The 13,270-nt window shown below is 66.3% G+C and carries 19 protein-coding genes and 1 pseudogene; 8 read left to right on the top strand and 12 right to left on the bottom strand.

The genetic code is table 11. The features are described 5' to 3' along the window. Positions 1 to 139: 139 nt before the first annotated feature. Positions 140 to 1,303: a pentapeptide repeat-containing protein gene (locus ABZX90_RS36265; protein WP_351130947.1), complete on the bottom strand. Its 1,164-nt coding sequence runs from the start codon at positions 1,301 to 1,303 to the stop codon at positions 140 to 142. A 93-nt stretch (positions 1,304 to 1,396) separates the two neighbouring features. On the opposite strand from ABZX90_RS36265, the gene ABZX90_RS36260 reads away from it, so the two are divergent. From ABZX90_RS36260 to ABZX90_RS36240, 5 genes are all read left to right on the top strand, one after another. Further along, the gene (locus ABZX90_RS36260) at positions 1,397 to 2,080 is read left to right on the top strand and encodes a transposase family protein (RefSeq protein ID WP_355212183.1); all 684 of its coding nucleotides are present in this window, start codon (positions 1,397 to 1,399) and stop codon (positions 2,078 to 2,080) included. Continuing rightward, on the top strand, positions 1,974 to 2,621 hold the full coding sequence (locus ABZX90_RS36255) for a transposase family protein (protein WP_351130949.1): 648 nt from the start codon (positions 1,974 to 1,976) through the stop codon (positions 2,619 to 2,621). The genes ABZX90_RS36260 and ABZX90_RS36255 overlap by 107 nt, the downstream gene beginning before the upstream one ends. Beyond that, positions 2,534 to 2,839, top strand: a complete 306-nt coding sequence (locus tag ABZX90_RS36250; protein WP_351130950.1) for a metalloregulator ArsR/SmtB family transcription factor — start codon at positions 2,534 to 2,536, stop codon at positions 2,837 to 2,839. The genes ABZX90_RS36255 and ABZX90_RS36250 overlap by 88 nt, the downstream gene beginning before the upstream one ends. Before the next feature lie 24 nt (positions 2,840 to 2,863). Beyond that, a complete protein-coding gene (locus ABZX90_RS36245; protein ID WP_351130951.1) occupies positions 2,864 to 3,304 on the top strand; it encodes a VOC family protein in 441 nt (146 codons plus the stop codon). Positions 3,305 to 3,871: 567 nt separating this feature from the next. Continuing rightward, the gene (locus ABZX90_RS36240; protein ID WP_351130972.1) at positions 3,872 to 4,960 is read left to right on the top strand and encodes a MerR family transcriptional regulator; all 1,089 of its coding nucleotides are present in this window, start codon (positions 3,872 to 3,874) and stop codon (positions 4,958 to 4,960) included. Between the two features lie 42 nt (positions 4,961 to 5,002). Here ABZX90_RS36240 and ABZX90_RS36235 read toward each other — a convergent pair whose 3' ends face one another. Further along, positions 5,003 to 5,365, bottom strand: coding sequence for an STAS domain-containing protein (locus ABZX90_RS36235; RefSeq protein ID WP_351130952.1), 363 nt, complete (start codon positions 5,363 to 5,365; stop codon positions 5,003 to 5,005). A gap of 167 nt (positions 5,366 to 5,532) precedes the next feature. Between ABZX90_RS36235 and ABZX90_RS36230 the strand changes: the two genes are divergently transcribed. Both ABZX90_RS36230 and ABZX90_RS36225 read left to right on the top strand, forming a co-directional pair. Next, complete coding sequence (locus tag ABZX90_RS36230; RefSeq protein WP_351130953.1) at positions 5,533 to 5,994, top strand: ATP-binding protein; 462 nt, start codon at positions 5,533 to 5,535, stop codon at positions 5,992 to 5,994. A 141-nt stretch (positions 5,995 to 6,135) separates the two neighbouring features. Then, positions 6,136 to 6,564: a VOC family protein gene (locus ABZX90_RS36225; RefSeq protein WP_351130954.1), complete on the top strand. Its 429-nt coding sequence runs from the start codon at positions 6,136 to 6,138 to the stop codon at positions 6,562 to 6,564. 389 nt (positions 6,565 to 6,953) lie between these two features. Here the strand turns inward: ABZX90_RS36225 and ABZX90_RS36220 are convergent, their stop codons facing one another. The 10 genes from ABZX90_RS36220 to ABZX90_RS36175 all read right to left on the bottom strand — a co-directional run bounded on the left by ABZX90_RS36220 (position 6,954) and on the right by ABZX90_RS36175 (position 12,477). Then, entirely contained in the window at positions 6,954 to 7,232 is a 279-nt protein-coding gene (locus ABZX90_RS36220) for a gas vesicle protein K (RefSeq protein WP_351130956.1), read from the bottom strand. Further along, complete coding sequence (locus ABZX90_RS36215) at positions 7,229 to 7,456, bottom strand: gas vesicle protein (protein ID WP_355212176.1); 228 nt, start codon at positions 7,454 to 7,456, stop codon at positions 7,229 to 7,231. Before ABZX90_RS36215 ends, ABZX90_RS36220 begins: the two co-directional genes overlap by 4 nt. A 3-nt stretch (positions 7,457 to 7,459) precedes the next feature. Beyond that, a complete protein-coding gene (locus ABZX90_RS36210; protein WP_355212173.1) occupies positions 7,460 to 8,272 on the bottom strand; it encodes a GvpL/GvpF family gas vesicle protein in 813 nt (270 codons plus the stop codon). A 62-nt stretch (positions 8,273 to 8,334) separates the two neighbouring features. Further along, positions 8,335 to 8,685 carry a gas vesicle protein gene (locus ABZX90_RS36205; RefSeq protein WP_355212170.1) on the bottom strand — a complete coding sequence of 117 codons (351 nt, stop codon included), beginning with the start codon at positions 8,683 to 8,685 and terminating at the stop codon, positions 8,335 to 8,337. Further along, positions 8,678 to 9,757 carry an SRPBCC family protein gene (locus ABZX90_RS36200; protein ID WP_355212167.1) on the bottom strand — a complete coding sequence of 360 codons (1,080 nt, stop codon included), beginning with the start codon at positions 9,755 to 9,757 and terminating at the stop codon, positions 8,678 to 8,680. Before ABZX90_RS36200 ends, ABZX90_RS36205 begins: the two co-directional genes overlap by 8 nt. Positions 9,758 to 9,763: 6 nt before the next feature. Then, positions 9,764 to 10,633 (bottom strand): histone protein, encoded by an 870-nt coding sequence (locus tag ABZX90_RS36195; protein WP_355212164.1) that lies wholly within the window; start codon positions 10,631 to 10,633, stop codon positions 9,764 to 9,766. Between the two features lie 7 nt (positions 10,634 to 10,640). Beyond that, positions 10,641 to 10,895 carry a gas vesicle protein GvpG gene (locus ABZX90_RS36190; RefSeq protein WP_351130963.1) on the bottom strand — a complete coding sequence of 85 codons (255 nt, stop codon included), beginning with the start codon at positions 10,893 to 10,895 and terminating at the stop codon, positions 10,641 to 10,643. A 1-nt stretch (position 10,896) separates the two neighbouring features. Beyond that, positions 10,897 to 11,646, bottom strand: coding sequence for a GvpL/GvpF family gas vesicle protein (locus ABZX90_RS36185; protein WP_351130964.1), 750 nt, complete (start codon positions 11,644 to 11,646; stop codon positions 10,897 to 10,899). A gap of 3 nt (positions 11,647 to 11,649) precedes the next feature. Continuing rightward, positions 11,650 to 12,117, bottom strand: coding sequence for a gas vesicle protein GvpJ (gvpJ, locus tag ABZX90_RS36180; protein WP_351130965.1), 468 nt, complete (start codon positions 12,115 to 12,117; stop codon positions 11,650 to 11,652). Positions 12,118 to 12,156: 39 nt separating this feature from the next. Then, positions 12,157 to 12,477 carry a gas vesicle protein gene (locus ABZX90_RS36175; protein WP_351130966.1) on the bottom strand — a complete coding sequence of 107 codons (321 nt, stop codon included), beginning with the start codon at positions 12,475 to 12,477 and terminating at the stop codon, positions 12,157 to 12,159. A 652-nt stretch (positions 12,478 to 13,129) separates the two neighbouring features. Here ABZX90_RS36175 and ABZX90_RS36170 point away from each other — a divergent pair. Further along, a pseudogene (locus tag ABZX90_RS36170) lies at positions 13,130 to 13,270 on the top strand (PRC-barrel domain containing protein); the annotation flags it as partial.

Genomic DNA, 13,270 nt, shown 5'->3' with positions numbered 1-13,270 from the left:
CCTGGTCCGACCTGGGGAGCGCTATCAGCTCCCGGATCTGCCTGACGGTCTGGGCCCCTGCGCGATCAGGACGCCGCTGAGGAGGAGTGGTGATGTCAGGCCGATCGCGGTCGCCGCTGTCTTGACCGGCGCGTCTTGGTCAGGTGGCGGACCGCAGCGGCGGAGCCTGCCATGTCATCCCCGGAGGCTGGAGCAGGGACGAGGGCTCGGGGCCGGGGTCATCGGTGTCGACGACTCCGGCGGCCGTGTGGTCGAAGTCGGCGGGCCAGCGGGTGTGCTCGCTGGCCAGGGCGCCGGTCAGGCGTGCTTCGACAAGGTTGGCGGTGCTCAAGTCGGTGCCGCGCAAGTCGGCCATGCGGAGGTCGGCGCGGTGGAAGACCGCGCCGTGGGCGTCGGCCTTGCGCAGGTTTGCCTCGCGCAGGTCGGTCTCGGTGAAGTCGGCGTCACGCAAGTCGGTTTCGACCAGCTTCGCGGCCCGTAGGTCGGCCAGAATACAGCGAGCCCGGCGGAGAATCGCAGTCGTGAGGTCGGCGTGCCGCAGGTTGACCGAGACCAGGGACGCCTGGGTCAGATTGGCGTGGTACAGGCCCGCGGCCTCCATGCAAGCGCGGTCGAAGTTGACCGCGGGGAACCAGAGCCCGTCGCAGTCGGCCCGGCGCAAGTCGGTGATGCTGAGATTGACCCAGGACTGCTCCCTATGCTGGCACAGCACGCCGAGCGCGGTCAGCGCCACCTGGGCGTCGGCGGCGCGAGTCTCCAGGGGTGCGATGTCGTTGATGGGCACGTCTGCAGCCGGTGATTCCGGCCCGGCGGGTGGCCAGGGCAGGTGTGTCCGCAGATACGCGGCCTGGATGGAGATGATGGCCTCCCGGTCGCGGGCGGACTGCTCCGCGATCCGCCACAGCGCGTGCAACCCGCCGATGCGCACATCCAGCTTGTCGCTGCCGAGTTGGTCGACGGCCCGGCTGAATCGGTCGGTGACGTAGCCCTCTTGGGTGGCCCGCAAACCGTCCTGACTCACCCGCAGTTGCCGCCAGGTGGCGTACGCGCCGAAGAGCACGACCAGGCCACCGACCACCTGCAGAAGCGTCGTACGGACATCGTTCACCGCCTTCAGTCGATCCTGTGCGGCGACGCTCGCCCCGGCGAGATCGTGGTCGACCACCACACCCGGCAGTACGACGAACACCGTGCCCAGAATGACCAGCCCCGCCACCGCGGCCAGCAGACCTGCGGCTGCACGAGGCCTGACCAGCCCGTCGTGCCATGCCCGCCGCCCACGGTCCGTTTCCCCGATCTCCATGGACATGAGAGCTTAGGCACCGCTCAGAAGACGATCAAGAGTGCCATGGCACTGGCCCCTGACATGAGAACGGCCGTAGGGGTCGGGTGAGTTGTGAGGTTCACCTGGGCTCGTGCGGCCTGTTCCCATCCTGCCCTGTCCGGGGTCCCGCGTGCACACTTCGGCGAGTCACTCGAAGAACTCGCGCCCCGGTGGCAGGCCGCGCGGGAGTCGGCGCTTCACGAGCGGCGTGGCGGAGACCGGACGCGGGTGGCCGGCGCCGGGCCCGAGCAGCGCCTGGTATTCGTCGACCGGCTTCTGGTCACGCTGGTCCACCTGCGGCGTGGGATCCCGCACGCCGCTCTGGCCGAGTTGTACGCAGTGGACCGCTCCACCGTCTCCGGAGCGATCCGCGAGGTCCGCCCGCTGCCGGCGGCCTGCGGCTTCACCGTCCCGGACCGGCCGGGGGTGCGGTTGCGGATGCCGGAGGACCTGTTCGCCTGCGCCGGCGCGGAGGGCGTTGACCTGCGCATCGACGGCACCGAAGTTCGGGTCCGCCGCCCCGTGCCCCACCGCCTCGGCCGCAAGGCGTTCGTCTCCGGCAAGAAGAAGCGGAACACCATCAAGACCACCACCTTCAGTGACCCGCAGGGTCGCACCGCTGTTCAGCGGCGTGGTCCGGCCGGGCCGCATGCACGACCAAACCGCCGTGCGCACCGAGGGCATCGCCGAGCAGTTCCACCGACACCCCAAGGTCAAGGCCGAGGTCGACGAGGGCTACCGGGGCCTGGCCAATGAGTTCCCCGGCCAGGTCAGCGCTTCGCCGAAGAAGCGGAAGGACGACGCGCCGCTGGGCGAGCACCACGCCTGGCGCGAGCAACGACGCCGCCATTCCTCCGCGCGGATCTGCGTGGAGCACACCAATGCCGAGCACAAGCAGTGGCGGCCCCTGCAGCGGTTCACCTGCCGCCGCGAGAAGTTGCCGATAGATGTGCCGCAGCTGCCCTCGAACATCGCATATCCGGGGTGCAGGCCCTCCAGGTGGCTGAACGATGCCAGCAGCCACCGGATACTCGCCTCCTCCGCGTGGCGCTTGCGCTGTGCGTCGGCTCCCAGGGCCCCGGCTCGCAGCTCACTGTCGGCGAGTGGTCCGGAGCATGCGGTAGCCACCCCACTGGATCGACGCCTGCCTCGGAGCGGCTCGATGCCTCGCCTTGAAAAACAATTAGCGACTATGCTAAGTATTGCCAGGTGCACGGAGCCCCTGACAGCGCGCACTCGGCCGCCTACGACCGGGTCTTCGCCGCCCTTGCCCACCCGACCCGTCGACAGATCTTGATCACCCTCCACTTCGAGGGAGGGTCGATGGGGGCGGGTGATATTGCGCGGATGTTCGAGCATGCCTGGCCGACGACCAGCCGACACCTGCAGGTGATGGAAGACGCAGGCCTGGTGACGCACGAACGCCACGGACGGACTCGGATCTACCGCATGAACCGACAACGAGTCGCGCTGGTCTCCGATTGGCTCGGCCTCATCCGCGGGACGGGTTCGTAACAACCGACACCTTAAGGAAACGCCATGACCAGCGACGATCCACTCCTCAATTCGCCTTCCGAGAGTCATGACGCCGACGAACCGATCCTGTTCCGCCTCAATGTCGAGGTGGCGAACCTTGACCAGGCGGTCATGTTCTATTCGACGCTGCTCGGCGTGACTGGCCGCAGGCAAGCCGGCGCGCGGTGCTACTTCACCTGCGGTGCGGTCACGCTCCAGGTCCTGGACGTCTCTGGCCATGGCACCGTCAAGCGGTTGCCGAAATCGCTGTACTTCACCGTCCGGAGCCTTGACGAGGTGTTCGGTCGCGCCCGGGAACTGGGGTGTTTGTCGGACGAGCAAGTGCACGGTGTATCTGGAGGCGAGATCGCCGTGCGGCCGTGGGGTGAGCGGTCCTTCTACGTCGATGACCCATGGGGCAACCCGCTGTGTTTCGTCGAAGCCGGAACGGTCTACGAGGGATAGCCAGTGGGTCGGCAGTCACGGCCCTGTCGAGACGGATTCGCCCGCTCCTGTCGAAGCCCTGACAAACCCCGTCTGCGAGCGGCCACAGAGACCTCTTGTCGTTCCAGGTCGCGCCAGCGCACGTTTGTTCCGTCTACGTGACGCGCCGTCCGGGAACTGTGGCGGACGGCGTGAGCACGTCACCCTGGGCGGTGGCAGAACGAGTACGCGCGCGTGAGATCGCAGCTGATCGACGCCCGGTCATGGCTGACCGTCTACCAACTACCGCCGCGCGCTCTCGAGTTCAACCCGGTCGAAGGCATCTGGTCGCACCTGAAACGGTCCCTGGCCGACCTCACCAGACACAGCCTTCACCGCCCTGGTGAAAACCCGGCTCAAACGGATTCAGTACCGACCCGGCCTCATCGACGGCCTCACGTCCATGCTGACGCGGCCATCAACAGGCTCAAGCTACTGGCCACCGCGGAGGTGGATTCGCACGCGGCGAACAGGAGCGAAACGCTTGACCCTCACGTGGCGTCAGGCCGCATAGTCGGTGCCGTGGAAGAGCACCTGCCCGTGGGGCGTGTGGCCGAACTGGCCTGCGTGAGCGTACGCACGCTGCATCACTACGACGAGATCGGCCTCGTGCGTCCCTCCGCGCGGACCGCGGCCGGGTACCGGGCCTACTCCGCAGGCGACGTGGAGCGACTGCGAGAGGTGCTCGCCTACCGGCGGCTGGGCTTCGGATTGCGCGAGATCGCGGATCTGGTCGGCGACCCGGCCACCGACGCGGTCGCGCACCTACGCCGACTGCGCGGCCTGCTGCTGGAACAGCGCGACCGCGCCGCTGCCACGGTGACGGCCATAGACAGAGAACTGGAGGCACGGGCCATGGGGGTCAGGACGACGCCAGAGGAACAACTGAAAGTGTTCGGCGCGCAGTTGTACGACACCATCGGGTCCGCCTACCCAGCAACGCGGCGCACCGAGCCGCGGATCGCCGCGAAGGTCTGGGATGCGCTGGGGGACGCGAGGACGGTACTGAACGTCGGGGCCGGCACCGGCTCCTACGAGCCCTCCGACCGCGAGGTCACGGCGGTGGAACCTTCGGCGGTCATGCGGGCGCAGCGCCCCGCGGGCGCGGCGCCGTGCGTGGATGCCGCTGCGGAGAGCCTCCCGTTCGAGGACCAGACCTTCGACGCCGCGATGGCCTTCAGCACCGTTCATCACTGGCAGGACCCGATCGCCGGGCTGCGCGAGATGCGGCGCGTGGCCCGCCGCGTGGTGGTGTTCACGTACGACGCCAGTGCCCCCGGCTGGCTTCAGAGGTTCTGGCTCACCCGCGACTACCTGCCGGAATTCGCCGGTCTTCTCGTCGACTGGCCTTCACTGGCCGACCTGACCCACGCGATCGGGGGTCGCGCGGAGCCGGTGCTTGTCCCGTGGGACTGCGCTGACGGCTTCTTCGAGGCCCACTGGCGGCGGCCCGAGGCGTACCTGGAGGAACATGTGCGCCGCGCGGTATCGGTTTGGACCAGAGTCGGGCCGGAGGCCGAGCAGCGGACAGTGGACAGACTCCGCGACGACCTTTCCTCAGGGCGGTGGGCCGAGCGCAACCGCGACCTCGTCGCCCTCGACGCGGCAGAGCTCGGCCTCCGCCTGCTCGTCGCCTGAACCAGTGCTCTCGCCACGCCACGTACTCGCCACCCTGCGGGGTCAGCTCTCCAGCGCTTGGGACACGGTGGGGTAGCAGGGAATGAGCTCGTCGATACCGACGAGTTGCATCACGCGCAGCACGGACTGCTGTGCGCCGGCCAGACGGATCCAGCCCTGAGCGTCGGTAGCCGCGCGATGAGCACCGATGAGAGCGTTGATGCCGCTGGAGTCCATGAAAGTCACCCCCGTGAGGTCTGCCACGGTCCGCGGGGGCGCGTCGTCGGCCGCCTGGTTCAGCGCCTCTCCGAGACGGTCACGTACGAGGTGATCCAGCTCGCCGCACACCGTGACGACCCGCACACCGCCGACGGTGGAGTGGTTGACGGAGAAATGGCCGGACTGTGCCGGCTGTACGTCTGTCACCGTGTCCTCGAATGCGCTCGCTGGGCCGCTGAGGACGGAGCGTGTGCCCCACCCAGTCCCGATGCTACGGGGCGGCATGCCCGGACAGCGGATGGGTGTGAGTAGGGGCGGCATTGTCTGTGCCGCCCTGGGTACATGTGCAGACAACAGGAACGAAGGTGGACAAAATGGAGTCGTCTGGTAGGGACCGTGCGGGGCCGCCGAGCACTCACCCCACAGCCACCGCTGTCCCCTTGGCCGGCGGCAACTCCTGCATCGCCGAAGCACGTCACCTCGCGGCGGACTTCCTCACCCGTGTCCAGGCAGATCAGGACGTCGTGGTCTCCGCACGCGTGATGGACCTGACGCAACTGGTGGTCAGCGAACTGGTCACCAACGCCCGCAAGTACGCCCCAGGACCCATCCACATGGAATTGCGCATCGCGGAAGCCACGGTGGAAGTGACCGTGCGGGACAGCCGCCGCACCCGGCCGGTCGCCTGCGCCGTCGATCCACACCGAATCGGTCGGCACGGCCTGGAGATCGTGTCGGCCGTCGCCCGAAAGTTCCAGGTCCACGTGGAACCGTCCGGCAAACGCGTCACCGCGCACATCTCTCTGGCCGACGACTCCAGGTCAGGACAAGGCTGATGCCCTCAGGGCCGGGGCGTTCAGGGTGGACCCGCGGCCGTTGGCCGCTCCTTCCGGAAGACGACTGACGCAAGGCGCCTGACCTGCGCGCGATGACACTCTGGGGTTTCGCTGAGGAGCTCGCGTCAATACGGTGGCCTGATGACGTCGATCAAGAAGTTCCAAGTCACCTTCGACTGCGCAGAACCTGAGCGCCTGGCTCGTTTCTGGTGTGAGGTGTTGGGGTATGTCGTGCCGCCGCCACCGGCGGAGTTTGCCACTTGGGACGAGTTCAAGCGCTCGCAGCCACCTGAGCAGCAGGACGCGTGGTTTGCCTGCATCGACCCTTCAGGCGTCGGCCCGCGACTGTACTTTCAGCGCGTCCCAGAAGGGAAGGCCGCCAAGAACCGGCTGCATCTTGACGTGCGGGTCGGCACCGGACTCGTGGGTAAGGAGCGCCTCGCCGCGCTTGAGGCCGAGTGCGCACGACTGGTCCCGCTCGGCGCTGTACACGTGCGAACGCTGTATGACGGCAATGATTCGTGCATCCCGATGCAGGACATCGAGGGCAACGAGTTCTGTATCGACTGAGGGGCCGCAGGCGAACTCCGTTCGGCGAAAAGCGACTTCAGAGGTCATGGAGATCGGTGTTGGCGCGTGCCACGACTCGCAGGAAGCGGCACCAAGCTGCTACACGGGGCCGTCCGAGCTCATGAAGGTCTGGAGCGGGGAGCAGCCCTGGCGAACTGGTCCGCGAACTCGGCATCACCACGAGTCTCTCCTGCCGGTCATGGCCGACCTGGGCGTATCCACCGATGTACTTGTTTGACCCGAGCCGAGCACGGTCACCCAGAGGGTGGGTCCCGGCACCATCCGGACCCGGCGCTGATCGTTGGGACAGCAGCGACCAGCGTCGCCTCTGCATCCGGGATCTTGGCCTGCGCGAAAACAGTGTGCGGGGTAGAGCTGGATCGACGCCTTCAGCTTCTGGGCAAGAGGGTTCCGAGCGGGCCGAGGTCGAGATTGAGATCTTCCGGACGCACTCCGTGCTGCTCGCAGAGTTCCGCCATCCGCTGGTCGAGCAACATGAGCGTGGTCCCGATCTCGTCGACCTGCTCATCACTGAGGTCACCCTGCTCAACACGGCGAATCGCCTGGCGCTCCATCAGCTGCCTGAGGAGTTCGACCACGGTGAGTACCAGGGCGACCAGGTCGCGCCCCATCTGGTCGGAGTCCAGGTCGAGTCGAGAGCCGCTCACAGCGGGCCGCCGTCCGCCCAAGGAGCCGGGATGCGCTCGTTGACGGACGACAGCAGCGCTTGAAGGGAGAGCCGCACCAGCGGAACGTCAGCGATGGCGATGACCAGATCCCCGCTGATCACCACGCCGGTGGCCAGGACACGGTCCAACAGATCGACGAGAGGTACCCCGATGGGACCGCTCAGGGGCCCGGGAGCGTCCCAGGGCACCACGTCGTGCGTCATGGTCTACACCTCGCCAACAAATGAGTAGGGCACCCACGGCCCGGACAGCTCGATGTCCGCCCCGGAGCGTTCCCGCAGTGTCCGTGTCAGCAGGGCCAGTTCCTCAGCGCGGTGTTCGGCCACCAGATACGTCGCGTTGAGGACCTGGACCCGGATTTCCCCGGCAGGCTGGGCGTGCGGCCGCAACCTACGGGACGCGGCCGCGAGGCCCCGGACTTCGGTATCCACCGCTTCCGCGGTCTTCAGGGCCTCGTCCTGGATCCGCTCGCGGCGCTCCTGCGCACCTCGTTTGCGGTTCAGGTAGGCGAGGCCGGCTCCAGGCTCCGGGCGAGACCGCTCAGCCGGCGTTACGTGCCGGACCGGCGCCTGTGCCGTGTCGTCTCGCGGGCAGGGCGGCGCGTAGACCTTCACACCCCATTCGGCGTGGTGTGCAATGCGCTTGAGCGCGGCATCGAATCGATCCGCCTCTTTGGCCAGGGCCTCTCGCGCCCTCTCCTCACCGTGGTAGAGAGTGGCCATCGGCAGGGGAACTGTTGGGCAGCAGGCCGCGACCGCGGCGACGACATCGTGGTGGGCGCGTGCGTATCGTTCAAGTTCCCGCTGGTCGGACAGCCGCGCCTGCCAGACTTCGTCAGTGAAGTCACTCGCCCGAACGGTCTGGACGATCGCCGTCAGTGCCCCCAGCGACAGTGAGCTCACAGGCGCCTCGTCGGTGACACCTGGTAGCCCGACCACGGCCGAAAGATCCGGGTTCGCGCAGACAGCGAATACGTAGATGGTGTTGGCGCCCAAAGGCTCAGGACCGCGCTCCGTCATGTGCCTCGGTTCTCCTTGTTCCTCGCTGACTCGGGGTATTGCCCTGTGGGCCGTCGTTGAGGCTATTTCTCCGCCGTATCGGATTCGAGTGATTTTTCCGGCGCCTTGGATTCTAGCGCTTTCAGCCGCTCGCGGAGTTCACGGTTCTCGTCCTGCAAGGCGTTGCGTGAAGCGCTTGAGCTGAGCGCCGGGTCGTTTTCCCACCAGTCGATTCCCGCCTTCTTCGCGGTATCCACGGATGCCACGAACAAGCGAAGCCGAATGGTGAGGAGTTCGATGTCGAGGAGATCGACCTTGATGTCCCCGGCGATCACAATTCCTTTGTCCAGAACGCGTTCGAGAATGTCGGCGAGGTTAGTGGTCTGAGGGCCGGAGACGGGGTACGAGCCCTGCCGGAAGTCGATGTCACTCACGGCGTCGCCTCTGTCCTCTTCTCTTCTTGGGAGCGTCTTCCTCGTCCTCCGCCCCCTCTTCGTCCTCGTCCTCGTATGCGTCCTCCGCCCTCTCTTCACCCTCGTCTTCGTATGCGTCCTCTTCGTCCTCGTACGAGCCCTCCGCCCCCTCATCGCCTTCGTCTTCGTCCTCGTCCTCATATGCGGAGTCGGCGCCTTCCTCGGCATCGCCCTGAGGCTCTTCGCCCTCCGACTCCTCCTGCTCAGCCTCTTCCTCTTCTAGGGCGTCCTCGTGGGATACGACGACTTCACCGTCACGGATTTCACCCCGCCAGCCCTCGGGTTCTTCATTGGTGAGGGTCACGTATCGCTGGAAGTTCTTGAAGTCCAGTCGCATGCGACGCCCTTGCGCCCGCCAGATGTTGCCCGTCTTCTCGAAGAACCCCGACGGGTAGTACTCCACTACCAGGACGACTCGAGTCAGGGTCGGCGCCAACTCGTGGAAGCTCACCGCGCCGCGAGTGGTCCCCTTGGCTCCCTCGGAGGTCCACACGATGCGGTCGTCAGGAATCTGTTCCTGGACAGTCGCTTTGAAGCTGCGTGATGAAGGGCCGACTTTGACCTTCCAGTCACTCCCTGTCTCATCACTCTTCGAAACGTCGCGAACGCCCTTCGCGAAGCTGCTGAACTTGTCGTACTGCGTCCAGTAGTCGTAGGTGTCTCGGAGCGGCACTCCGACATCGAGAACCTCGATGATGTTCATGACCTTGCCGCCGCTGGCCTTCCGCTTCCCCTTCCCGCCCCCAAAAGCGCTCTTGGCCTTTTCCACGACGTTGTCCTTGACACCCTTGGCCTTCTCCGACACGAAGGCCTTCACGGGTGAGTCGCCTTGGAGGATGCGGGACCCGATCGCGGGAAGCGAGCCACCGTTCTGGGCCGCATCGGTGAGCTGCCCGGCGACGTCCGTCAGTTTGTCGCCGGCCTTCTCGGCAAGATTCTCCACCTGCGCGGACACGAACTTGGCCAGCTCTTCGCGAATCCGGTCCATACCCGACGTTTCCTCTGCCGGTTCGTCCTTTTCCGTCTTGGTCATCGCTGCCTACTTCCCGCGATCGGCGCGCTTGGATGCCGCTCGCTTGGAAGACGTCGTCTTTTTCGCTGCGGTCTTCTTGGCAGGAGCAGTCTTCTTCGCCGCAGTCTTCCTGGCCGCGGTCTTCTTGGCAGGAGCTGTCTTCTTCGCCGCGGTCTTCTTCGCCACCGACTTCTTCGCCGTCCCGCTGGCTGCGGTCTTCTTGCTGGGCGCCGACTTCTTCGCCGCCGTCTTGCTGGGGGTGGTCTTCTTCGCCGGTGCAGTCTTCTTGGCTGCCCGAGGCTTCCGTCCGCCGGCGGGAGCGGCCTTCTTGCGTGCCGCGGGTGCGGGTGCCTTGCGGGACCGGTCGGGTCGCGAACCGCGGCGCCTCCGCGGCTTCGCTTCCGGTTCCTCTTCAGGTTCTTCTTCCAGTTCTTCTTCCGGTTCTTCCTCTTCCTCCTCCTCGTATTCGTCCTCCGGCTCTTCCTCTTCGTACTCGGCCTCTGGCTCTTCTTCCTCCTCCTCGTACTCCGCTTCCTCCTCTTCCGGGGCGTACTCCTCCTCGTCCTCCTCCCCCTCATCCGCCTGCTCCAGCAGGCGGGCCGTACGGTCGCTGAGGGTGTCGGCAAGCGTGCTCATGCCTCGGTCAGCAGCGGCGGTCATTGCCTTGCGGCCCGCCTCCAGCACTTCCCCGCGCAATTGCTCCTGCAACTCGGCGACCTGCGGGATCTCCCCCAGTCTGCGCATCCCTTCGGCGGCGAGCTGGCGTGGTTCAAGGCCGAATCGCCGACCCGCCAAGTAGGTCGCAATGGACAAGGCCAGCCGACCCTTCTTGGTACGGCCCAGCACGTAGCCGCCCACTACCGCAGCCGCGAGAGCCACCTTTTCCGTGTCATCCATGATCTCGTCACCTTCGATCGCTAGGCGTGGAGCAGGTCTGTGCGGCATGCAGCCGGTCGAGCAGCCGTTCCTCTTCTCGTTCGAACTCCTCCAGGCTGATGTCTCCGTCTTCAAGCTCCCGGTTCAGCAGAGCCAGTTGGGCACGCAGCACTCCTGGGTCGTGCAGTTCACGCTCGGCGGCGTCATTGAGCTTCTCGGCCACCCAGACAACGCCGCGGACCGGCGCGATGGGGAGGGTGAGCAGGCCGGTGATGAGTCCCATCTCAGACTCCAATGGCTCGGACGGGAGTTCCTTCGGCGGAGACGAAGCTGTAACAAGGCAGCGGACCCGTAAGGCGCAGCTCCACACGGTCGCGATGCGTACGGCCGAAACGCTCTGCCGCGCTTCGGAAGGCATCGCTGTCGCCGCGATTGACGAGGAAGGACGCGTTGAGCACGCATCCCTGGACTTCGGGCCCCGAGGCCACCGCGCGGGCCCTGGGCGTGAGCTCGCGCAGAACTCGCCGACCGGCTTCGGCGGCCCTGCTCTCCAGAGCAGCCGAGACGGCCTCGCCCAGTCGCAGGCTGGCTTCGTATCCGGGTCGTCGACGCACTTCGTCCCGTAGCCGGCGGACGGTCTTGTCCTCCGCGACAAGGCTTGCCAGCGCGTCCTTGGCCGGGAGCGCCTTGATGTTGACCTCGACCCCGTCGGAGAGGTGTTCCAGTGCGGCCACGTGGTCCGCCTCGCGGGCCTTCAACTGGCCGCGCACCGCCTCCTCGTCGGACGCGACCATGCCGAACCGCATCGGCAGTACCGACCCCTGCTCCGACAGGCTCAACAGCAAGTCCTGGTGAGCGAGCAGATCGCGCCGTCTGGCGCGGAGCTTGGGCGGAGCCTCACTCACAACAGCGGCGACCCGTCCCTGCCGGATCGCCCGCAGTGGGGCGGCCGGACTGCCCACACCTGTGGCGTCCACCGGCAGCGGCCTTCCCGCGCGGATGATCGCGTAGACGTACACACCATCGCCGGTCACGGCTCACGCCTCCACGGATCGTCGTCGGCTGCTACCGCCGCGGGCCGGAGCACGGCGCTTCCTCGGCCGTTCCTGCTGCTCTTCCTCGTCCTCATCAGGCTCGTCGGAGTCGTCTTCACCGCCGCCGACCACCTTGCGAACGGTGTCCCCCACGCTTTCCGCGGCCTTGCGAACCTTGCGCTTACCGATGGACTTGGCAGCACCACCGCTGAGCAGCTCGGGAATGGTGGTGCTGCTGGAGTCACGCTCCAGGTCAAGCCGGTTGCACGCTTCCGCGAATCGCAGGTACGTGTCGACACTCGCCACCACTATGCGCGCGTCTATCTTGAGGATCTCGATGCCGACCAGGGACACCCGGACGAACACGTCGATCACCATGCCCCGGTCAAGAATGAGTTCGAGCACGTCGTACAACGTGCCGGCGCGCGGTGGGCACGCCACTACCTCGTCGGAGTAGGTGGTCGCAGGCATGGGCATCCTTCCGGTTGTCGGGCAGACCTCAGTCACTGGTCACTCGTCGGCGGACCCCCGCCGATAGCGGCGGACCCGGCGGTACTCCATGAGTTCGCCGTCCTGGTCGAGCCGCACCTCGTACGAAGCGAGAAGGCTCGTCGTGTCCGGAATCCGCGGCAGCTCAAGGACGTCAACGACGACACACCAACCGTCGTCCTCACGCCCCACTGCCGATACGCCCTCCGTCGGATGGCCGATCAGACCTTCCAGGCTCCGGCAGGCAGCACGCGCAGCATGTTCCGCTCCACGCACGGACGGTGTGCGGCGAGCTTTTGTCGTCGAGGATTTCCTGGGGCGCGGCCGACGCTCTTCTGCCATGAATCAAGTCTGGTGTGTATCCAGTTCGACGCACCTTGAGTGGGCCAGTCGAGCGTTGCTCCCGGCAGCATCGTGGTCGTTTGCGCCGACGTCCTGGCTCGGCGGGTCAGGACCAGATCGGGCGAGGATCACACTCGCCGAGGTGCCGACGCACACTGGGCGGGATCTGCCATGCGGGCGGCCGTCGGCCACGTCGTAAACGGCGTTCGCGACACGGATGAACGCCGTCACATACCCGGACGCCGACCAAAACGCCAGCGCGATGCCAGCGATCGAGCCGATGCCGGAATCGTGCCGCACGTCCCGCCAGAGCTGAAGCTGTCGGGCACCCGGTCTACTCGTCGTCCACCGCACCGCCGACGACCTTCTTGACCTTGTCCTTGGCCTGCTCGCCCTTGGCCTGTGCCTTCTCGTCCGCAGCCACAATCACTCACTCCCTCTCCCCCTTGAGAAAGGTTTCATCTCCCGCACTCCATTGCGCGGGTACACGGAGGTGAATAGATGCTCCGTATTTCTTGAGAGTGAGTGTGTGGAATCCGGAATGCAGGGCACCCGACGTTCCGAGGAAACGTCACCGAATTTGGATGACGCTTGTACGACTCCGCAGTCTTTCTGTGGAGTGGGCGAAGAATTTCGATGAGGGAGCCGTTTTATGAGTGACAGCATCTGGGGCTACCAGCCGACCACCGGCCACATCACGGGAACCGATCTGACCGGGTACAAGGTCGAGGCGACCGACGGCAGCATCGGGAAGGTCGACAAGCACTCGGACGACGTCAGCTCCTCGTACCTC

The sequence above is a fragment of the Streptomyces sp. NPDC002935 genome (genome assembly GCF_040611295.1).
Taxonomy (GTDB): domain Bacteria; phylum Actinomycetota; class Actinomycetes; order Streptomycetales; family Streptomycetaceae; genus Streptomyces.
The sequence above is the reverse complement of the archived record's forward strand: the minus strand, read 5'-3'. Positions and strand labels throughout refer to the sequence as shown.